Origin of the sequence: Peribacillus simplex (assembly GCF_900156045.1) — a bacterium.
In the GTDB taxonomy this organism is placed as follows: domain Bacteria; phylum Bacillota; class Bacilli; order Bacillales; family DSM-1321; genus Peribacillus; species Peribacillus simplex_D.
This window is the reverse complement of the sequence record NZ_FTMX01000013.1, coordinates 1-20,578: the sequence shown is the minus strand read 5'-3', so window position 1 is coordinate 20,578 and position 20,578 is coordinate 1. Positions and strand designations below refer to the sequence as shown.

General features: G+C 40.5%; 17 protein-coding genes. 12 read left to right on the top strand and 5 right to left on the bottom strand.

Annotated features, from left to right (window positions below):
* Positions 1–276 precede the first annotated feature (276 nt).
* Together BW986_RS26825 and BW986_RS26820 are read left to right on the top strand one after the other, a co-directional pair.
* Positions 277–1,131 carry an alpha/beta hydrolase gene (locus BW986_RS26825; RefSeq protein WP_076372580.1) on the top strand — a complete coding sequence of 285 codons (855 nt, stop codon included), beginning with the start codon at positions 277–279 and terminating at the stop codon, positions 1,129–1,131.
* Complete coding sequence (locus BW986_RS26820) at positions 1,118–1,297, top strand: hypothetical protein (protein WP_076372578.1); 180 nt, start codon at positions 1,118–1,120, stop codon at positions 1,295–1,297. Before BW986_RS26825 ends, BW986_RS26820 begins: the two co-directional genes overlap by 14 nt.
* A 143-nt stretch (positions 1,298–1,440) precedes the next feature.
* Here BW986_RS26820 and BW986_RS26815 read toward each other — a convergent pair whose 3' ends face one another.
* A complete protein-coding gene (locus BW986_RS26815; protein ID WP_076372576.1) occupies positions 1,441–3,174 on the bottom strand; it encodes an AAA family ATPase in 1,734 nt (577 codons plus the stop codon).
* 249 nt (positions 3,175–3,423) lie between these two features.
* Between BW986_RS26815 and def the strand changes: the two genes are divergently transcribed.
* Positions 3,424–4,002, top strand: coding sequence for a peptide deformylase (gene def / locus BW986_RS26810; protein WP_076372574.1), 579 nt, complete (start codon positions 3,424–3,426; stop codon positions 4,000–4,002).
* A 266-nt stretch (positions 4,003–4,268) separates the two neighbouring features.
* On the opposite strand, the gene BW986_RS26805 is transcribed toward def, so the two are convergent.
* Positions 4,269–5,783 carry an MDR family MFS transporter gene (locus BW986_RS26805; RefSeq protein WP_076372572.1) on the bottom strand — a complete coding sequence of 505 codons (1,515 nt, stop codon included), beginning with the start codon at positions 5,781–5,783 and terminating at the stop codon, positions 4,269–4,271.
* 129 nt (positions 5,784–5,912) lie between these two features.
* Here BW986_RS26805 and BW986_RS26800 point away from each other — a divergent pair, with 129 nt between their 5' ends.
* From BW986_RS26800 to BW986_RS26785, 4 genes are all read left to right on the top strand, one after another.
* A complete protein-coding gene (locus BW986_RS26800; protein ID WP_076372570.1) occupies positions 5,913–6,392 on the top strand; it encodes a MarR family winged helix-turn-helix transcriptional regulator in 480 nt (159 codons plus the stop codon).
* Positions 6,393–6,579: 187 nt separating this feature from the next.
* Positions 6,580–7,425, top strand: coding sequence for an iron uptake system protein EfeO (gene efeO / locus BW986_RS26795; RefSeq protein ID WP_076372568.1), 846 nt, complete (start codon positions 6,580–6,582; stop codon positions 7,423–7,425).
* Positions 7,426–8,712 (top strand): iron uptake transporter deferrochelatase/peroxidase subunit, encoded by a 1,287-nt coding sequence (gene efeB, locus BW986_RS26790; RefSeq protein ID WP_076372566.1) that lies wholly within the window; start codon positions 7,426–7,428, stop codon positions 8,710–8,712.
* An 86-nt stretch (positions 8,713–8,798) separates the two neighbouring features.
* Positions 8,799–10,553 carry an FTR1 family iron permease gene (locus BW986_RS26785; RefSeq protein WP_076372564.1) on the top strand — a complete coding sequence of 585 codons (1,755 nt, stop codon included), beginning with the start codon at positions 8,799–8,801 and terminating at the stop codon, positions 10,551–10,553.
* Between the two features lie 43 nt (positions 10,554–10,596).
* Here BW986_RS26785 and BW986_RS26780 read toward each other — a convergent pair whose 3' ends face one another.
* The gene (locus BW986_RS26780; protein WP_076372562.1) at positions 10,597–11,022 is read right to left on the bottom strand and encodes a DUF4395 domain-containing protein; all 426 of its coding nucleotides are present in this window, start codon (positions 11,020–11,022) and stop codon (positions 10,597–10,599) included.
* A 484-nt stretch (positions 11,023–11,506) separates the two neighbouring features.
* Between BW986_RS26780 and BW986_RS26775 the strand changes: the two genes are divergently transcribed.
* From BW986_RS26775 to BW986_RS26755, 5 genes are all read left to right on the top strand, one after another.
* The gene (locus BW986_RS26775; RefSeq protein ID WP_260321009.1) at positions 11,507–11,938 is read left to right on the top strand and encodes a MerR family transcriptional regulator; all 432 of its coding nucleotides are present in this window, start codon (positions 11,507–11,509) and stop codon (positions 11,936–11,938) included.
* A 179-nt stretch (positions 11,939–12,117) separates the two neighbouring features.
* Positions 12,118–13,434, top strand: a complete 1,317-nt coding sequence (locus BW986_RS26770) for a hemolysin family protein (RefSeq protein ID WP_397223200.1) — start codon at positions 12,118–12,120, stop codon at positions 13,432–13,434.
* Between the two features lie 309 nt (positions 13,435–13,743).
* Positions 13,744–16,542: a response regulator gene (locus BW986_RS26765; RefSeq protein WP_076372560.1), complete on the top strand. Its 2,799-nt coding sequence runs from the start codon at positions 13,744–13,746 to the stop codon at positions 16,540–16,542.
* A gap of 32 nt (positions 16,543–16,574) precedes the next feature.
* A complete protein-coding gene (locus tag BW986_RS26760; protein ID WP_076372558.1) occupies positions 16,575–17,408 on the top strand; it encodes a CheR family methyltransferase in 834 nt (277 codons plus the stop codon).
* A 261-nt stretch (positions 17,409–17,669) separates the two neighbouring features.
* Positions 17,670–18,812 carry a PP2C family protein-serine/threonine phosphatase gene (locus BW986_RS26755; protein WP_076372556.1) on the top strand — a complete coding sequence of 381 codons (1,143 nt, stop codon included), beginning with the start codon at positions 17,670–17,672 and terminating at the stop codon, positions 18,810–18,812.
* 116 nt (positions 18,813–18,928) lie between these two features.
* Here the strand turns inward: BW986_RS26755 and BW986_RS26750 are convergent, their stop codons facing one another.
* A complete protein-coding gene (locus BW986_RS26750; RefSeq protein ID WP_076372554.1) occupies positions 18,929–19,099 on the bottom strand; it encodes a CsbD family protein in 171 nt (56 codons plus the stop codon).
* Positions 19,100–19,178: 79 nt separating this feature from the next.
* Positions 19,179–19,937: an alpha/beta hydrolase gene (locus BW986_RS26745; RefSeq protein WP_076372552.1), complete on the bottom strand. Its 759-nt coding sequence runs from the start codon at positions 19,935–19,937 to the stop codon at positions 19,179–19,181.
* Positions 19,938–20,578: the final 641 nt, after the last annotated feature.

Sequence of the window (20,578 nt, the reverse complement as noted above, 5' to 3'; positions counted from 1 at the left end):
TTATTTCAAGAATAATTTTCCATAATAATGTTTTTGGTATTTCAAAAAGGCTTGAAAATCAGGGGAGAAAGGGATCGAAAAGCCCCTTTTTGTAAAATGATAGGAAAAAAATTGCGGTGTATGGTTGATAAATTAATTGAGAAAGATTATCATTACCGATGTTGTGGTGATCTTTCTCAATTTCATTCTAGGCTGAAATTAAGAGAGATTAAATTATTTGAGAAGTAAACAATGAATAAAATTACTAGTATTAGAGGTTGGGGGGGATTCATTTAGATGATGCATAAAAAAATGGACAAAATAACTGCCAGTACAGAGGTTACGATCAAAGGAACTCAACAGCTTCACATGCATTCTAGTAATGGGAAACGTGAATACCAAATCTTTGTATCAAAACCATTGGGAGAGCCGCCACCCTCGGGATATCCGGTCATTTATTTGCTGGACGCAAATTCTGTTTTTGGAACGATGGTTGAGGCGGTACGATTGCAATCGCGCCGGCCGGAAAAGTCAGGAGTGGTTCCCGCCATCATTGTGGGTATTGGATATGCCACCGATGAACCATTTTCTTCTGAACGATATTATGATTTCACTCTGCCTGTTGAGGTTAGTGAGTTACCTGTAAGACCAGACGGAAGTCCATGGCCTTCACATGGAGGAGCGGAAAACTTTCTGAAATTCATAGAAGAAGATTTAAAACCGGAAATCGGTAAAAGGTATAAGGTCAATCTCAATAGCCAAACGCTTTTCGGGCATTCCCTTGGCGGTCTTTTCGCTTTATATGTTCTTTTTGAAAATCCGTATGCTTTCCAAACATATATAGCTGGAAGCCCTTCTCTCCATTGGAACAAAAAGTGGTTTCGTGAGGAGGAGGGTGGGTTTCTTTCCCGATTAAATCAAGGAAATGGTGATATCTCCTTATTGCTTGGTGTGGGGGAGCTGGAAGGCACCCATAAAAGCGGCATGAACGAAAATGCTTTGGAATTATCAAAACGTTTATCCAGAAAGGCTGGCAGAGTAAATGTTCAATTCAAGGAGTTTGAAGGGGAAGGGCATCTTTCAGTTTTGCCACCTTTGATTAACAGGGCCTTACGTTTTGCTTTGAAGAGAAATGTGCATGGTAAGGAATAGGTCTCTCCCAGTAAATCCATGGAAGGAACTTGACATAGAGACGCTGGTCAATGTTGCCGGAGTGTTACGGGAAGAAGTACAAACCAAGAAAGGCAAAAAGCAAATATTGTTCTTTGGATTGAAGCAACAAGGGGAGGAAAAATCGGAAAGGAACATATCGTGTTGATTAGGATGGGGAATTTCCATCTGGTTAATTTCCTGCAATCATTTATTTGTATTGCGGCCATATATGATAAAAAAAAGAGCCTGTAGATTGGAAACAGGCTCTAAAAATTATATTAGGTACTTAAGACTCAGCGGAAAAGAGTCTTAAGCATTCGAGCATATGCCGGTTATTTCTGAAGCATCAACGATACGCTGAACCTCTGATCCCTCAAGTGTCTCTTTTTTCAATAACTCTTCAACGAGCTCTTCATATTGTAAGCGATTCGAATCAATCAGCATTTCCGTTTCAGAAATCGCTTTTGTGAATAATTCCTGCATCTTTTGCTCCTTCTCACCTTTATTAAAGGTGAGGGTAAATCCATCTTGAAGCATTCCGGTATCGACCATTTGTTCAAGCAGGTGCTTCGCCTGTTGTACATCTCCGCCTACACCGATGCTATGTTCTCCTAGATACATTCTTTCCGCCACGCCACCTGCTAAGATCATTTTGACTTGATCAAGCAATTCACTGGCTGTTGCCAGATGAAGTTCTTTTGGTATTGGCGCTACATATCCAAGGGCTTCCCCACGCGGAATGATGGTCGCCTTTCGGACGGAACCGGGCTTTGTCAAAGCTGCAATCAGGGCATGTCCACTTTCATGAATGGCCACGCGCCGCTTCGTATCCGTATCATTCAAGGTACGTGATGTCGCTCCAAGTATCGTACGGTCAATGGCGTAATCAAGGTCCTGTTTACGAATCATGTCCTGTTCATTCCTCAGGGCATGACGTGAGGCAGTATCGAACAGGGAGCTTAAGTCAGCGCCGGAGAAACCGGATGTACTTTCAGCCAACTCATCCAGGGAAGCCAGGACATCTGTCGCTAGACGCTTTCCTTTCGTATGGATATCGATGATTTCCTTTCTTCCTTGTGTATCTGGAAGTGGAACTTGGAAAGAAAAATCGATCCTGCCCGGACGTAGAAATGCCTCATCGAGCATATCTTTCCGGTTGGTCGCTGCAATGAATAAAATGCCTTCATTTGGATGGCCTCCATCCAATTGCACAAGCAGTTCAGTTAACGTTTTTTCGCCTTCTTCCCCGCCATGAGCTTTCCTTTTACCAGCCAACGCGTCCACTTCATCGATGAAAATGACAGCTGGCGATTGCTTACGTGCATTTTGGAAAAGGCTGCGGACACGGGCTGCCCCGACTCCAACAAACATTTCGTTGAAGGCTGAACCGCTCGTTGAGAAGAAGTTTGCACCTAGCTCTTTTGCAATTGCCTGTGCAAGCAGCGTTTTCCCCGTTCCAGGGGGGCCATATAATAAAATGCCTTGAGGCGGCTTAATTCCAATTTTAGCTGAACGTTCAGGTTCCTTCAGTGTAGTGAGTGTCTGTAGGATTTCCTGTTTGATTTCGGATTGCAAACCGCCTACATCATCCAAAGTTATCTCTGGCAGGGGCTTTGGGGTGGAAAGGCTTTGTTTTTTACTGCCGATCCGCAATCCGTTCTTTGATTTTTTCTGTATTATGACACCGGTTGTGACGAGAGCCGCCATTAATCCGCCTAAAATCCATAATGCAGATTTATTAGTTGATGAAAAAGAATATTGAACGTTATAAGTTTCGACAAGTTTATTGATCATTTGACTGTTGGGAGGAATATTGGAAACATATTCTCCATCTGGCGTGGAGATGTGAAGAGTGCCATTTCTTTTTTCTTCAATGGTGACTAGGGCTCCATTTTGGGCTTTAATCGTCTTTTCCACCGAAGAAAAGGGAATGACCATATCCTTTGACTGAGTAACAACATACCAACTGACTCCAGCAATTATCACAATGAGAGCCGTAAGGAACGGCAGCAATTTCGAAACTAATTTAGAGTTCGAGTTCAATTTTTCATCTCCTTTAAGAGTATATATCCAGTATAAAATTTTTAAACATGTAATCTATAGGTCTTTATACCTTAAATTAAAGGTAAATGATGTAAAATGCAAGAAATAATATCTATTATGGAAGTTTAAAGAGACCGGAATTTAGAAATATTTAATCTAACCAGCATATTAGACTTTTTAAAAGCGAAATGCTAAAGTGAAATGGTCTAAGTCATGAAAAAATAAAATGGTAGAAGAGTGTGAAGTTCTATGAGTAAATTTATAAAAGACTATATGATTACGATGAAGGATATCGTTAGGGAAGGGGATCCCATTCTGCGTCAGGTAACGGATGAAGTTAGCCTGCCGATTTCGGATGAAGATCGTGAAACGTTGGAATGCATGATGCAATACCTGAAAAATAGTCAGGATCCAAAATTCCAAAAGAAGTTCAACTTGCGTGAAGGAGTTGGGTTGTCTGCAAATCAGATAGGCTTGAATAAACGCATGTTCGTCATGTATTTTCCCGATGAAAAGGGGAAGCTGTTTGAATATGCCCTTGTAAATCCGAAAATCATCAGTCATTCGGCCACAATGATCTATTTACCGCAAAGTGAAGGCTGCCTTTCTGTCGACCGTGATATTAAAGGTTATGTACCGCGTTATGAACGAGTTAAAATTAAAGCGTTGGATGGTAATGGCAAGGAAATAGAGATGCGGCTGAAGGGCTTTGCTGCAATCGTTTTTCAGCATGAGTTAGATCATTTAAACGGGATGATGTTTTATGACCGGATCAACACCGAAAATCCATTCAAGCTTCCGGAAAACGTGGAAGTGAAAAGTCTGTAAGGTCAAAAAAGGCAAAGCGCCATGCTTTGCCTTTTTACTGTTTTATGGCTGCGGAAGGATATCCTCTTCCATATGTTTTGCAAATCACTGAATATGGCCAGGGTGATTTGCTGGTACCCTTCTGAAGTGAAGTGGATGCCATCATCATTGATCAAGCGACCCAAGTAGCCTGAGGATTTAGACACCTCTAGTTCCGCTGCAAGGTATTTCAATAGTAGTAGAATGGTTTTTCGGAAAAAAAGCGCTGCAAGTGCAGCGCTTTATGTTTATTGCAATGATTCCTTTTTTGAAGGTGTTTCCACTCTTGTTTTTCCCATGAAGAACACAGTGACTGCAGCAAGACCGATTGGAATAAGGGCCAAGGTGAATATCAATGAAATCGAATCGGACATCGCATGAACGATTTTATCCAGGATGAAGTCCGGAATCTCGGCACGTGCATCCGATTGGAAGAGCTCACGTGGGTCATCCATCAATCCGGCTGTATCCGGACCACCTTGCATTCCTTTAAAAGCATCCGTCATTTTACTTGTGAATACATTAGTCTGAATCGCTCCATAAATCGTTACACCGAGTGTCATCCCAAAAGAACGGAGGAATGAGTTTGTGGAGTTGGCCGACCCCCTGAACCTAGGTTCCAAGTTGTGAATGGACGCAATAGGCAAAAGTGAGAAGGAAAAGCCCATGCCAAATCCAGTCAGAATCATGTACATGGTTAATAAAGTCCTGCTGGTATCAGGGGTGATGGTCCCTAATAGAAGCATTCCTGCAAAATAACAGATGACGGAAATCGTCATTAAGTTGCGAAAGCTTGTTTTTGTATTGAATATCCCGCCAACTGCACTGCCGAAAACAGAACCAAGCATCATGGGAGTTAGGATCAATCCGGCATTTGTTGCGGAACCACCATAAACTGCCTGAACGAAAATCGGGATATAGACGGTTAAAATAATGAATGTACCGCCATAAAGAATGGCTAAAATCTGAGAAGTGGCAAATAATCGCCTTTTAAACAGCCATAATGAAATGATTGGATCTTTGGCTCTTTTTTCGAAAAAGAAAAATGAAACGAAGAAAACCACAAAACTGGCAAACAGACCTATGATAGGAGAGGAACTCCAGCCATACTCCCCGCCCAGTTCGAGAGCGAACATTAAGCTGATAACGGCAATGACGAGAGTTGCTGCGCCACCCCAATCAATTTTTTGCTCTTGGGTGTTGGGTGACTCCTTATAATAATTCCAGATGAAAAATAAAGATATGACCCCAATCGGAACATTGACGTAGAAAATCCAGTGCCAGCTGGAGTATTCAGTAATATAAGCACCTAAAAGCGGTCCCAATACACTTGAGGCCCCAAATACAGCGCCGAAAAGGCCAGTTAATTTCCCGCGTTTTTCAGGTGGGAAAATATCAAAAATGATCGTAAAGGCTATAGGCATCAAAGCGCCTCCGCCTATCCCCTGGATTGCACGGAAGATACTTAACTGCACGATGCTCTGAGCCATGCCGCATAATGCGGAACCGACCAAAAAGACTATAAGTCCAAAAATAAAAAACCGCTTTCTTCCATACATGTCGGAAAGCTTACCGAAAATCGGCATACTTGCCATAGTTGCGACCATATAGGCAGATGTCACCCATACGAACTTATCGAACCCGCCTAAATCAGAAACGATCGTTCCCATTGCAGTCGCAACAATCGTATTATCCATTGCTGACATCAAGATACCCAATAGTAAACCGGCAACAATGAACTTTTGTTTTTTTTGATTGTTCATTTATTTTCCTCCTTCAAATCAACCAGCTAATGAATTTCCTTTACATGGTTGAGTGGTAAACGTTAAGATGAAACAAAATATTTATCTTGAAAATCAAGATAAATTTAAGTGTAAAAGGGGTGGCATTTTATGTCAAGCGATAATGGGTTGAATGCAGCTCTGTTAGAGAGTTTAACACACAGATTGCAGCGGTATGGGATGAGGTCCGTTTTATTTCAGCAAAACATGGCCCAGAAAATAGGGGTTTCCCATACGGACTTGAAGAGTGCTGAAATATTGGATGAAACAGGATCGATTACCGCCGGTGAATTATCTAAAATTACAGGATTGAGCACGGGATCGGTTACGGCACTGATCAATCGCCTTGAGAGATCCGGTTATGTTAAAAGAGAACGAGATCAATTGGATGGAAGAAGGGTAATGATTGCACCGATACCCGAAAGGCAGGAACAGATTAAATCGCACTATCAATCGCTCTCAATGGCAACCAAGGAGTTATGTTCGGCTTATAATGAGCAAGAGCTAATGTTAATCAATAAATTTATTGAGGATATCACAAAAATCATGGACAAAGAAAATGACAAGTTAATGAGTGAGCGTGAAAGGTAGCTGATATATAGGCTGCCTTTTTTTATCTTTAGCAGCCGGTGGCTTATCATCCGAAAGGAAAAGGGATATAGTTGAATATTTTGGAAGAAAATGAACAATGTCATGTTTCCATTAAAATATATATTGATAATGAATTTCATTATCTGCTAATATGAATCTACAAATCATTTCAAAGGGAGAATACAATATGAAGAAAGCAAAGGCGTCATTAGCAGTCTTACTATCAACCAGTCTATTATTTGGCTGTGCGCAGGAAAAGGAAGGAACTAAACCGGCAGATGATAAGGCCAAAGAAGTGAGTGCGAGTAAGCTTGATGGTGTATCTAGCGAGTACCGGGAATATGCCATTGGTGAAATAGAAGAGTTCGTAAACGCAACGGAAGAATTCACTACGGCCGTATCTGCCGGTGATATTGAAAAGGCGAAGGAATTATACGCACCAGCACGGATGCATTATGAGAGAGCGGAACCCATCGCTGAAGTTTTTGGCGATCTTGATCCCAAAATCGATGCGCGTGAAGGGGATGTCAAAGATGAAGAATGGGGCGGTTACCATAGGATTGAAATGGGATTATGGAAAGAAAATACAACGAAAGGATACGAAAAGTATGCAGAGCAACTAATGAGTGATGTCAATTTGCTTCGTGCCAAAGTTGAAACGGTTGAGGTAACACCCGATTTGTTGATCACGGGTGCGGTGGATCTATTGAATGAAGTTTCCACGAGTAAAGTGACAGGAGAAGAGGACCGATACTCCCATACCGATTTATATGATTTCGTGGCAAATGTTGAAGGTGCAGAGAAGATCTATGAACTGCTTACTCCAGCTCTAAAAGAAAAGGATGAGAAGCTTGCTGAGGAAATCCAAAAACGTTTTGACGATGTATACGGCTTGCTTGAAAAGCATAAGGAAGGAAATGGATACATCTCATATACGGATTTAAAGGAATCTGAAGTCAAAGAGTTAAGTCAAGCAATTGATGCATTAGCTGAACCACTTTCACAAATAGGGATTGTAACGGAGGAATCTTAATTGAAAGAACATACGCCGAAAGATGAAACCGGACTTTTTACAAAAAAGGTGAGTCGTCGAAATATGTTGAAAACGGCAGGGGTCGGTGGAATCGGAGTCGTGATAGGGGCATCCGGGTTTGGCGGGCTGCTGACACTTTCTGAACAAAAGGCGAAGGGACAAACTAAGGATATTGTTCCTTTTTATGGAGCGCACCAGGCTGGTATCACCACTGAAGCGCAAGATAACCTTTACTTCGCATCATTGGAAGTAACCACGGATAAAAGGTCCGACTTAATCCAGTTATTTAAGGATTGGACAGAGGCTGCAGCTCAGATGACAGCGGGGAATTTGATTGGTGAAGCATCACTTAATACGAATATGCCCCCAAAGGATACAGGTGAAGCGAAAGAATTATCACCTTCCAATTTAACGATCACTTTTGGAGTGGGTCCGACCCTGTTTTCGAAGGATGGTAAAGATCGATTTGGTTTGAAATCAAAAAGGCCTGCTGAATTAAAGGACCTGCCCAAATTCCCTTTAGATGCTTTAGAAGAAGAATGGAGCGGTGGGGATATTTGTATTCAAGCATGTGCGGATGATCTTCAAGTGGCTTTCCATGCCGTCCGGAACTTAGTGAGGATCGGCAGAGGAAAAACGATCATTCATTGGGCACAAACAGGTTTTCAACGGACTAAGCAAGCCGATTCACAAAAAACGACACCTCGGAACTTATTCGGGTTTAAGGATGGGACGGTCAATCCGGATACGAATGATGATAATGAAATGAATGAGCATGTTTGGGTGAAGGGTGAGGACGGTCCTGACTGGCTTGTTGGAGGCAGTTATATGGTGGTGCGCCGAATCCAGATGTACATTGAAGTTTGGGACCGGACTATATTGAAAGAACAAGAAAATACATTTGGCCGTCATCGCGACAGTGGAGCTCCACTAGGAATGAAAAGTGAGTTCGATACCGTTGATCTCGAAGCTAAAGACCCAAATGGAAATCGGATCATTCCAGAAGATTCACATATGAGTCTCTCCAGGGGGGACGGAAAAGCAAAGATATTGCGGCGTCCCTATTCATATGCAGATGGAATGGATCCTAAAACGGGGAGCTTCAATGCCGGCTTGCTATTCATTTGTTTTCAGCGAAACCCAAGTAAACAATTTATACCCATACAAGAGCGACTGGCGAAAAATGATAAGCTCAACGAATATATCGTTCACAGGGGCAGTGCCATGTTCGCTTGTTTACCAGGTGTGAAAAAGGGTGGCTATATCGGGGATTCCCTTTTTGGATAAATATAATTTCAAATGATGACGTGAAAATCGCCAGCATGGATATTATCCAGTTGGCGATTTTAGTTCATGAATAAGGAGGGACCACTATGACCGTTTCTAGATGGAAGAGTGGGATATTGGTTTTAGTCGTCAGTCTTTTATTTCTTTCGACTGATATAAAGATGGTTTCGGCGGGTGAAAACCATGATCAGCTCTTTGTTTATATTGGCGATAGTTTAATGAAGGTAAAATCAGGCGACCTTGAGGAAGTATCGAAAAATATCGCTCTATTCGAGCAAGATTGGAAAACGATAAAAACGGACAGCGAGAGTGCGAGGAAAGTCGACGAGAAGCTATCCGCTGTAAAAAGTGCTGTGAGCGACCAAGACTCCACAGATGAAATCAAAAAGCGATTATCGGCATTATCAAGTACTCTTGTTATTTATGATACAAACGAAAACCCTGTTGACAAGACTGACTATAAAGAACGGTTACAAGGGATACTTCCATTAATAGATAAGTTGGAGGTTTTGATAACTGAAGGTGACTTTGATCAAGCTAAAGTTCAATATACCAATCTCCTGAATCAATGGACCGATGCAGAGGTCATTGTCAGGGAGAAAAGTGTTGCTACATATGGTGAGTTTGAAACGAAAATGGCCTTTGTGCGGATAGCGATTACCCAAGACCCACCTGATCCGGAAAAAGCCCAAAAAAATCTAACTGAATTGAAGGGTCTAATCGAGGATTTCCTTGCGGGTAAAGTTGAAGAAGGAAGCCAGAAGAACACCTATTCACTTGGGGATGTAACAGAACTTTTACAAGGAAGTGCAACGGATATTGAAAAGGATGACATCGATTCTGCCGTTGATAAGCTTAATGAAATCTTAACAATTTGGCCCAATGTCGAAGGGGAGGTCTCCACAAGGGACAGCAAGCTTTACAGTGATATGGAAACGAAAGTCCCGACCGCAATCAGCCTATTGCAATCGAAAAATGTAAAGGTGGATGAAGCAAAGGGAATCGTATCCGATTTAAACACAAGGTTACTCCCTTTAATTGATGATACGGGCTATACAACATGGGATGCCGCTCTGATCCTTTTACGGGAAGGGTTGGAAGCACTCTTGATTGTAGCTACATTATTGTCCTTCCTTAAGAAAATCGGGCAAGCGGACAAACAAAAATGGATTTGGACAGGAGTGGGTGCGGGTTTAGTTGCCAGTTCCATATTGGCGGTCATAATCAATATCGTTTTCTCTCAGATCACGGCTGCTTCAAGCCGGGAATATATTGAGGGAATCACTGGGATAATAGCAGTATTGATGATGTTGACAATTGGTCTTTGGCTTCATGGTAAATCGAATGTCCATGCATGGAACCGTTATATCGGCAAGCAAATGAACCAAGCCATTGCGACGGGTAGCATCATCTCTTTCGCTTTAATCAGTTTTCTATCGATATTCCGTGAAGGTGCCGAGACGATTATCTTTTATGCTGGAATGGCTCCTTATATGGATTTAAAGCAGCTGCTTAGCGGGATTTTCCTGGCCTTCCTCATTTTAGTGGTAATTGGTTTCATCATGCTGCGGTACAGTGTGAAATTACCGATGACCCTATTCTTTAAAGTGGCTACAATATTCATATATGCCTTGGCTTTCAAGATTCTTGGAGTCTCCATCCACTCACTTCAGGTTTCTCAAGTGATACAGACAAATACGATCAGCTCCTTCCCATTTGTAGAAACGATAGGTCTTTATCCAACAATGGAAACGCTGGTGCCGCAAGGTGTATTATTATTGCTGATTGCATTGGCCACCATTTGGGTCAAAAAGAGTAATTCCTTACGTGCAACCGAATAATAAAATGGGACTGACAAATGTCAGTCCCATTTTATGTGTGGGATTAGCGAATAGATCGGCGATAGGAATATTGCTTCCATTGATAAAGGATGAAGCAGCCGATGCAGAATCCAAGAATGGCTATGAGAGAAGCCACCCCGACCATCAAGGTGAATATATAACCGGTAACGTTCCAACCGAGCAAGAAAGAAGTGAATCCAAGTCCTAAGCAAACGACTGCTATGGCCTGGTTGAATTGTTGCTGTGAATGATCTTCAGGAATATAATCGGAGGGATTCTTTTTCAGAAAGAGCTTTGCGAGACGCATCACTGGATTGAAATTAAAGAGAAGACCCAAAAGCCCTGCTGTTAAAGGAATCACTAATATCCATATTTGTCCCGTAAATAAGGCGGTGGCTACGCTTAACAAAATGACCCATTGATTCGTTCGTACTAAGGGACGGGGAATGGAACGGATTTCACTCGCCATACTAATACCAACCTTCCTTATGTGTTTTATAATATTTTATCTTTATTTTAATCACTTGTGAAGTGGAAAGCTAATAAAATAAAACCAAAATCTCACCTTATTTATAATTATTTTAATTTAGTATTGATTATCATTATAAAGGTGTTATAATATATACAACAAGCAATTAAAGTGAGGAGGACAGTATAAATGGTAGCAAAAGTTTGTGAAACATGCGGAACACCAATAAAAAAGCTAAAGCATTCTTCCCTATGCCAATGCGGTCCTAAGATATTGAGCAATCAATTCTCAGTTAAAACAAAAAAATAAATCCGTGGATTAAATGATAAAATTAAACCGATTATTCAATTAATCGGTTTTTGTTTTTCCGTTGAAGGGTAAAAAGAGGGTAATAAATATTTTTCAATTCAAATAAAATAATGTACGATTATGGAATAAAACGTCATGGAGGAAATGACATGCTTTCAGTTTGTCAAACCATCACGTGACGGTTAGGAGGGGTTATGTTGGGAACGAGACTTTAAAAATTGGCGAGTTGGCGGAAATGGCGAACGTTACGAAACGAACTGTAGATTATTATACGAACCTAGGCTTGCTTAAAGCAGAACGTTCCGCCTCTAATTACCGTTATTATTCAGTCGGTGAACTTGAAAGGCTCCGCCGTATCGAGGGATACAAAAGAGAAAACCTTTCATTGGAAGATATTAAAGAACTACTTAAAAAGGATAATGAAGACACATCAGCAATTGAGGAAAAAGGTCTTCAACTCAAGAATAAAATGGATGGCCTGAACGAGGAACTTCAGGAATTCATCGGCTTGATCGAAAAGGGCGGAAAAAGTGAGCTTCTTCTAAAAAAACAGATATCCCGTGAAAGCATGGCCTTGATCCAATCATTACTAGTGTTGCTGGTATGATTAAAATTTATCTCTATAGTTTTATGCACGAAGGTGCATATTAACGAATATAGGCTAAATGGTTTTGGTTCATGTAATAAGGCAAAAATCGCTTTTGAAACGAAAATAACCATTTATACAGGAGGTGCTTGGGATTAAGCTGTACATGTTAATCCGAAGGTCAGAAGGATTGGCACTATATGGCGAACCCGCACATATTGGAGATTTTTATAAAATTATTAGCAGTAGCTGTATTAATAGCATTAACCGCATTTTTCGTTGCATCGGAATTTGCAATCGTGAAAGTCAGAAGTTCCCGAATCAATCAATTGATTGAGGAAGGGCATAGAAATGCCCTCGCAGCCAAGAAAGTGACATCCCATATTGATGAGTACTTATCTGCCTGTCAATTGGGGATTACGGTAACGGCCTTAGGTTTGGGGGTGTTGGGTGAACCGACGGTCGAGGCGATCTTGAAACCATTGTTCACCAAATGGGGATTAGAGGAATCCGTAAGTCACATCATCTCGTTCCTGATCGCATTCGGTTCCGTAACATTCCTTCATGTTGTAGTCGGTGAATTGGCACCTAAAACGGTTGCGATTCAAAAGGCTGAAGAGGTAACCTTGCTTTTTTCAAAGCCGTTAATTCTCTTCTACCGCATTTTATACCCATTCATTTGGTTACTGAATGGTTCTGCGCGCCTTCTGACAGGCATTTTCGGATTAAAGCCAGCATCTGAGTCAGAAATGGCCCATTCTGAAGAAGAACTGCGCATCATTTTATCGGAAAGCTATAAAAGCGGTGAGATCAACCAATCGGAATACAAATATGTAAATCAGATATTTGAATTTGATGAGCGTATTGCCAATGAAATCATGGTTCCGCGTACGGAAATGACCGTTATCGAAAAAGGCATGCCATTATTGGAAGTTGTTGAACTTATTCAAGAAGAACAATACACAAGGTATCCGGTCATAGACGGTGATAAAGATAATGTCGTGGGAATGGTCAATATCAAGCGACTTTATACAGCGACGATTACAGAAGATAATGTAACAGCTTTGACGGTGGATTCCTTTGTGACACCCATCATCCGTGTCCTTGAAACGATCGCCATTCATGATTTGCTGCTGAAAATGCAGAAGGAACGGATCCATATGGCAGTTTTGACTGATGAATATGGCGGAACGGCCGGTCTTGTTACGGTTGAAGACATCCTTGAAGAAATCGTTGGGGAAATCCGTGATGAATTTGACCAGGATGAACGTCCGCTCATTCAAAAGATTGATGAAGGGCATTATGTATTCGACGCTAAAACATTGGTTGAAGATGTCAATGATACCCTTGCAATCGATTTGCCGGAGGAAGATATCGATACATTGGGAGGATGGTTCCTGACAGGCAGATTTGAGATTGCTGTCGGGGATAAAATCGAATACGCCGGATATGAATTTACTGTAAAGGAAATGGACGGCCACCATGTTTTATATGTTGAAGTGCAGAAGATAAAATAAACAGGATCACAACAAGAGCCGAAAGTGGAAACTTTCGGCTTTTATTAGGTGTGAACAAGTCTATTTGGTGTTGATGGCAATGGTCAAGGCAGACTGTTACTTAATTGGAAAAGGAATTCCTTAAAAATTACACTGAGGGTAACCATTTCAGCTTGGGAAATGTTAAAATTGACTTTGAGCAATGAATCTATCTATATATCATTTTAAAGTTTCAAAGAATAAAAGTAATATTAATGATAGTTTTCAGATTTATTTTGCAATGCCGTTTATTATGGCTGGTATAAATAAGTATCGAAGGTGGGCGGGAAAATGGGTTTTAAGAAGAAGCAAATGCTGGGATTTGGTTTAATCTTGCTTTTCTTGGCTATTTTACTTTCTTTCATGATGGTTACGCTTAACAATTTAAAGAGCAGCATGACTGAAATAGTTGAAAATCGCTATGAAAAAGTTCAAGATTCGATGGAAATCCGTCAGCTTTTTTCCAGGTCGGACCGTGAGATCCTGTTTGCAGCTAATGATGCAAACAAAGAAGAAAGAGCAGAGAGCCTCGAAATCATCAATGAGAATCATAGTTTGATTGAGTCTAAAATTGCTGGGTTATCAGGTTCGTTAAATAAGGCGAAAGCAAAGCAATTATTGAAAGAGTTCGAGACTCAATATGCTTCTTACTCCATAACGGAGGCTGAGATCATCCAAAAGATAAAGTCGGGAGACTCTTCGAGTCTAACAAGCCTGATGAATGACCAGAGGGAAAAACGAACGAAAGTCATCAGTACGATGGACGACTTTAAGGATTACCAAGAAGGTGTCATGAAAGATACATTAAGTAATTCGAAACAAACCTATGAAGATATGATCGGTTTTGTAATTTTTGCTGTTATTCTCAGCATTTTGGTTATTTCCGTAACAGTTGTTTGGATGATTCGCAGTACATCGAAAGATCTGCAATCGATTACGAAGGTCATCGAAAATATCGATTATAAAAATTTATCGGTCATACCAAGAGTTCCGGTTCGGACTACTGATGAAATTGGTGATATAGCGAGATCGTTCAATGATATGGCGGAATCGCTTGAAGACTATAATCGAAAAGAGAAAGATTTCACCGAAAAGATCAGTGAACAGAACTGGATCCAGACCCGTGTTGCAGATATAGCTACCATGTATCAGCGCATTGTTGATGTGGAAGTTCTGGCTGACCGGTTCATTACAAGGCTTGCACCGATGATGGGAGCTTCAATTGGAGCTTTTTACGTCAAACGGGGTGAGGGTGTGGATATGCGTTTTGTGAAGCTTGCCAGCTTTGCTGGAGATGGCGAAGACTCAGGCAGACGTGAATTCCGTCTTGGCGAAGGGTTGATCGGACAATGCGCCCTTGAAAAGAAATCCAAAGTCATTGACGATATCCCTGAAGATTTTCAATTGGTTACGACAGGATTGGGGGAAGTCAACCCGAAAAGCATTTTCATTGCACCAGTCGTTTTTGAGGATGAAGTTGTGGCGATGGTTGAACTGGCAAGTCTGGAGACTTTTACGAAGTTGCAAAAATCTTTCCTTAACCAGGTTCTTGATACTCTAGGAATCACGATTAATAATGTAGAGGGCCGGATGGAAATAGAGCGTTTATTGAAAGAATCACAAGCACAGACCGAAGAGTTACAGGCTCAATCGGAAGAATTGCAGTCACAGTCAGAGGAAATGCAAGCCCAATCGGAGGAACTGCAAACCCAGGCTGAAGAGTTGCGAATGATCAATGAACAATTAGAAGAGAGAAATCGTGAAACTGAAGAAAAATCGAAAGAGCTTCAAGTCGCAAAACAAAATCTTGAAAAACAAGCGGAAGAATTAAAGTTAAGTTCAAAATATAAATCTGAGTTCATGGCAAATATGTCCCATGAATTGCGGACGCCGCTCAATAGTATTCTGATTTTATCAGAAATGCTTTCAGATCCAAATGATAGTAAATTAAATGAAGAGCAACAGGAATTCGCTCGTGTCATTAATTCATCGGGCCAAGATTTATTAACGTTGATCAATGACATTTTGGATTTATCAAAAGTTGAAGTCGGAAAGCTTGAAGTTGTCTTTGATGAAATGAATTTGAGTGAACTTCCTGAGTTATTGCACCGTAACTTCGACCATGTAGCGAAGAAAAAGAACATTGACTTTATAATAGAAAAAAGTAAAAACGTTCCGGATATTTTCTTTACGGATGAACAGCGCTTCCAGCAAATTTTGAAAAACCTATTATCCAATGCATTTAAATTCACGGAAAAAGGTTCTGTGTCCGTCCAAATCCAAAAAGCTGATGAAGAAAATGTAGCACAATGGATACAGACAAAAGGAGCTAGCAATTGGGTTGAAATTAAGGTGACGGATACGGGCATCGGAATATCAAAAGAGAAGCAAAAACTTATCTTTGAAGCGTTCCAGCAAGGTGACGGAGCTACTATGAGAAAATATGGCGGTACGGGCCTAGGGCTATCGATTTGCCGGGAGTTTGCCAAACTTCTGGGAGGCTGGGTCATTGTAGATAGTGAAGAAGGGCAAGGCAGTACCTTTACTTTCTTTATTCCAAGCATGCCAGAGGGCTTCAAAAATGTCGGTGAAGCAATAGCTGCTTCTCCGGAAGTGGCAGCAGCTAACCACGATGATTCTGCAGCGCCTTTTGGCGGTGAAGGAGAATCGGATGTAGTTATAATGGAAGAAGAAGATCGGGATAAGGCCAAACCATTCTGCAATAAAACAGTACTGGTCGTCGATGATGATCACCGTAATATATTTGCGCTGAAAAATGCGCTGAAGCATGAGGGGATGGAAATCCTTACAGCTGAAAACGGCTACGAATGTTTGGAACTTCTTGAAAAAGGAAACGATATAGATGTTATATTGATGGATATCATGATGCCGGGCATGGACGGTTACGAAACGATGACCAGAATTCGCGAGCAAAGTAAGTTCGAGGATCTTCCAATCATCGCGCTAACTGCGAAAGCGATGAAAGGCGATAGGGAAAAATGCCTTAAGGCCGGCGCTTCCGATTATGTCAGCAAGCCATTGAAATTGGATCAGCTGCTATCCGTCCTAAGAGTATGGCTGACTAATTGATTGATAGAACGTACGGGTAAGGAAGGTTTTGCATGAAGGATACTTTAACGATTGAAGAAAGAGAAGATTTGGAAATCGAATTATTATTAGAAGCCATTTATTCGGTTTCTGGCTTTGACTTTCGTAAATATATGCGTTCTTCAATAAAAAGAAGAGTTGAAAATAGAATGAGACTGGACCATATTCGCAGGATTAGCGGAATGATAGAAATGGTTTTATATGAAAAAGGGTATGTCGAGAAGCTTTTGAGAGATTTTTCAATAAATGTCACTGAAATGTTTCGCGATCCGGAGTTCTTTAAAGCCTTTCGTTTGAATATTGTACCGCTCCTGAAAAAACTTCCTGAAATCAGAATTTGGCATGCGGGTTGTTCGACCGGTGAAGAAGCCTTTTCCATGGCTATCATCCTCAAGGAAGAAGGACTTTATGATAAGGCAAGGATTTATGCCACTGATATGAATGATGAAGTTCTCCGTCATGCGGAAAAAGGGATATTACCTTTAAATAGAATGCAGTCTTATACGAAAAACTACTTGCAAGCTGGAGGTAACCAGGAATTTTCGGAGTATTATACAACCGATTATCAAAATGCTTATCTTCATTCGGATCTCCTTAAAAACATTGTGTTTTTCCAGCATAATTTAGTTACTGATGGTTCGTTCAATGAGTTTCATATCATCATGTGTCGGAATGTGATGATTTACTTTACCGGTGAATTACAAACCTATGTTAATCAGTTGTTTTATGACAGTCTTTGTAAAGATGGCTTCCTTGCGGTTGGCAGTAAGGAAACACTTCATACATCATCCTTTTCGGAAGATTATGAGGACTTTGACTCAAAGGAACGAATTTATCGGAAATTGTAAAAAGAAAGAGTCCGCATATAAGCGGACTCTTTCTTTATGATTTAGTGCATTATTTTCACTTTTTTTGCATTTCTATGTTTAAGGTATCGGAAGAAGGGGTATATATAATGAGTTGGTCTCCATCCAGAATCGCTGCCATGGTTTATCATTATCAAATGAGACAGAACTTCGTTATAATATTTAAGGGAGTTTTAGAAAGTGCCGATCCATAAATGAAGATAAATGTTGCCGCTCGATATAAGCCAAAAGGGGAATGAAAGAATGACGATTTTAATCGTAGATGATAACCAGGTTAACCTTTTCGTTATAGAGAAAATTCTAAAACGAGCTGGCTATACGGATTTTCTATCATTAACTTCAGCTGTTGAGATGTTTGAATATTTACAGGTGGATAGTCCGCAACCTAAAGAGACTTCAGTTGATATCATTCTGCTTGATATCATGATGCCGGAGATCGATGGGATAGAAGCGTGCAGGAGACTTCAAAGTATTCCTCACCTTAGAGATATACCCGTCATTTTTGTGACCGCCCTTGAAGATTCAAATAAGGTCGCCGAGGCACTTGATGTTGGTGGAATTGATTATATAATGAAGCCTATCAATAAAATAGATTTACTTGCGAGGATTCGCGTGGGGTTAAGACTTAAATATGAAAAAGATTGGCATAAAATGCAGGATGAAAAAATCCGCAATGAATTGGATCTTTCCATGCAGGTTCAAAGCAGCTTATTAAGTGAACCCATTATAAATGACCACTTAACTATAAGGGCATCATACTTACCTGCGAATAAATTAGCAGGGGATATGTACTACTGGCACCGCATCGATGAAAATCGGTATGGGATCATCCTGTTGGATATGATGGGGCATGGCATATCCGCCTCACTTGTGTGCATGTTCATTTCCTCCGTATTGAGGGATGCCATCAGGACACATACAGATCCAGTGGCAGTAATAAACGAAATGAATCACTGGATGAGTACCCTTAATAAAGAAGATAATCAAGTGCATTATTATTTTACCGCGATTTATATGATCATTGATACAGAGCAAAAGACAGTGGAATATGTAAATGCCGGACATCCTCCGGGATTTGCTTTAATGGACGATGGAAAAGTGGCCTCACTTTCAAAAGGGACATGTCCTGTTGGGTTCTTCTCGGAAATGAAAATAGAGAAATCCGTCATTCATTATGAAGAGAAGATTCAGCTGATGCTATTTACGGATGGAGTCATGGAAGCGATAGATCGAGAAGGGACGGAAGGACTCGACCAAATAAAAGAAGTGGTCTCGACGAGGTGGTTTGATTGTAAAGAATCTCCCCCTATCGATTTATTGATGTCCCCGGAAATGCAGCAAGATCAACCTGATGATATGTGTGTTGTTGTTATTCAAGCAAATTGAAGAAGGAAGAGGCGGCAGATTATCTGCCGCCTCTTCTCTATAAAAAGGGGGGTCACTTTTTATATGAAATGAGAATGTTCGTTAAGAGAGTGAATCCTGTATGCGGCTATTTGCAATTAACGGTCATCTTTCAATTTACTAATGCCATCTTGGAGATTGCCTTTTAATTTATCGACTTTACCTTCTGCTTGTAAGTGAGGATCATTTTTCGCGTTTCCGACTTGGTCTTTCGTTTCACCTTTAACTTTATTTACAGCACTTTTTACTTTGTCTGATAAACCGCTCATTATGTTACCTCCTTTTTCTTTATATGCTATATATACCCATGAAGTGTATGGGTAAACCTGATTTATATGAGAAAGGAGTTTAAGAAGCGATTATTGCCCTTTTGCTTAACCTTTGGATGAACTGATATGACCGATCGATGATATGATCTTTGTCATGATCCAACGAGGCCACATGATATGAATTTTCAAGGGGAGCCATCTCCTTATCACCGGACATGACAGCATCGTAAATCTGATAGGAGCAAGAGTCTGGTACAACGTGATCTTCTGGAGAATGGAAGATTAGTATTGGGCAAGAAACGTCTACTAGTTTTTGACTAGTATGTTCCATTATATCGAGCAATTGATTAATCGCTTTTGCCGGAACTTGGTCATATGTGATTTCTTTAGTTGTATCGTCTTTTATGTCAGGCTTGCCTTCAGGAACGAAGCGCGGAACCGATTGGTTACGATACTTTTCATATTCAGGAACCTGGAGAGCGGCATTGATGGTGAGAATTCCATCACAAGCCACTTTTGTAGCTAAATCGAGAACAAGGGCGCCTCCCATTGATTGTCCGATGGCGAATACATGGGTGCAGGTTCGCTTTAATTTTGCATAAGCCATTTCAACATCTTGTATCCATTCCTGGTAATGACTCGTTTCCATTTCATATTCATCCGTTCCGTGGCCCGCCAGTCGAGGAGCGAAGACAGTAAAGCCTTTGGCGGCAAATTTTTCACCTAAATACCTTACACTTTGTGGCGTTCCGTTAAAACCATGGCAAATAAGAATGCCGATAGAATTGCCGGGTAAGAAAAAAGATTCCGCACCTGGTATTACCATTGCTGCTGTCATAATCCCATCTCCTTTAATTTAGCTAAGTTTTATTGAAAGAAAGTTTATGAATAAAATTAACTATTCCGATTATTTTACTTGGTTATATAATAGCATACGGAAAAATGTGAAGTCAACTTGGTTATATTCCGAATTTCATTATCATTATGAAGCATTAAAAAAAGGATATAAAGATACTTATTAGATCTATTCCATGTATCGTTGCCATTCTTTCTACTATATAAGTACTGTCTTGTATTTGTTGATAAAATGAAGAAGCTAATAACCTGTGCAAGATATAAATATAAGAAATAGAAAAAAAGGCGTTGACTTTAAAGTGAAATGGGATTAATATAAATAAGCACCAACTAAGACAAACGAAAAACTTCATCACTTTCGGCAGATTGCTGAAAGAAATAACTATTGACTTCTTACTATGAAAATGATAAGATGAAATGGTCGCTGAAAAACACAGCGATTTAAAATAAGTTAAAAACTTCGCAGAAGTTGACAACTAATCAATAAGATGTTATGATGAATAAACAGTCGTTCGAAAGAATGATTGTGAAATTGCTCTTTGAAAACTGAACAAAACAAAGCGCCAACGTTAAATTTTAAGTGAGCACACACTATCAAAAAAGCAAATGAGCAAGTCAAACATT

Coding starts and splice junctions, on each gene's coding strand:
- BW986_RS26825 (WP_076372580.1), top strand. CDS start 277: ATGATGCATAAAAAAATGGACAAAATAACTGCCAGTACAGAGGTTACG.
- BW986_RS26820 (WP_076372578.1), top strand. CDS start 1,118: ATGGTAAGGAATAGGTCTCTCCCAGTAAATCCATGGAAGGAACTTGAC.
- def (WP_076372574.1), top strand. CDS start 3,424: ATGAGTAAATTTATAAAAGACTATATGATTACGATGAAGGATATCGTT.
- BW986_RS26805 (WP_076372572.1), bottom strand. CDS start 5,783: ATGAACAATCAAAAAAAACAAAAGTTCATTGTTGCCGGTTTACTATTG.
- BW986_RS26800 (WP_076372570.1), top strand. CDS start 5,913: ATGTCAAGCGATAATGGGTTGAATGCAGCTCTGTTAGAGAGTTTAACA.
- efeO (WP_076372568.1), top strand. CDS start 6,580: ATGAAGAAAGCAAAGGCGTCATTAGCAGTCTTACTATCAACCAGTCTA.
- BW986_RS26785 (WP_076372564.1), top strand. CDS start 8,799: ATGACCGTTTCTAGATGGAAGAGTGGGATATTGGTTTTAGTCGTCAGT.
- BW986_RS26780 (WP_076372562.1), bottom strand. CDS start 11,022: ATGGCGAGTGAAATCCGTTCCATTCCCCGTCCCTTAGTACGAACGAAT.
- BW986_RS26770 (WP_397223200.1), top strand. CDS start 12,118: ATGGCGAACCCGCACATATTGGAGATTTTTATAAAATTATTAGCAGTA.
- BW986_RS26765 (WP_076372560.1), top strand. CDS start 13,744: ATGGGTTTTAAGAAGAAGCAAATGCTGGGATTTGGTTTAATCTTGCTT.
- BW986_RS26760 (WP_076372558.1), top strand. CDS start 16,575: ATGAAGGATACTTTAACGATTGAAGAAAGAGAAGATTTGGAAATCGAA.
- BW986_RS26755 (WP_076372556.1), top strand. CDS start 17,670: ATGACGATTTTAATCGTAGATGATAACCAGGTTAACCTTTTCGTTATA.
- BW986_RS26750 (WP_076372554.1), bottom strand. CDS start 19,099: ATGAGCGGTTTATCAGACAAAGTAAAAAGTGCTGTAAATAAAGTTAAA.
- BW986_RS26745 (WP_076372552.1), bottom strand. CDS start 19,937: ATGACAGCAGCAATGGTAATACCAGGTGCGGAATCTTTTTTCTTACCC.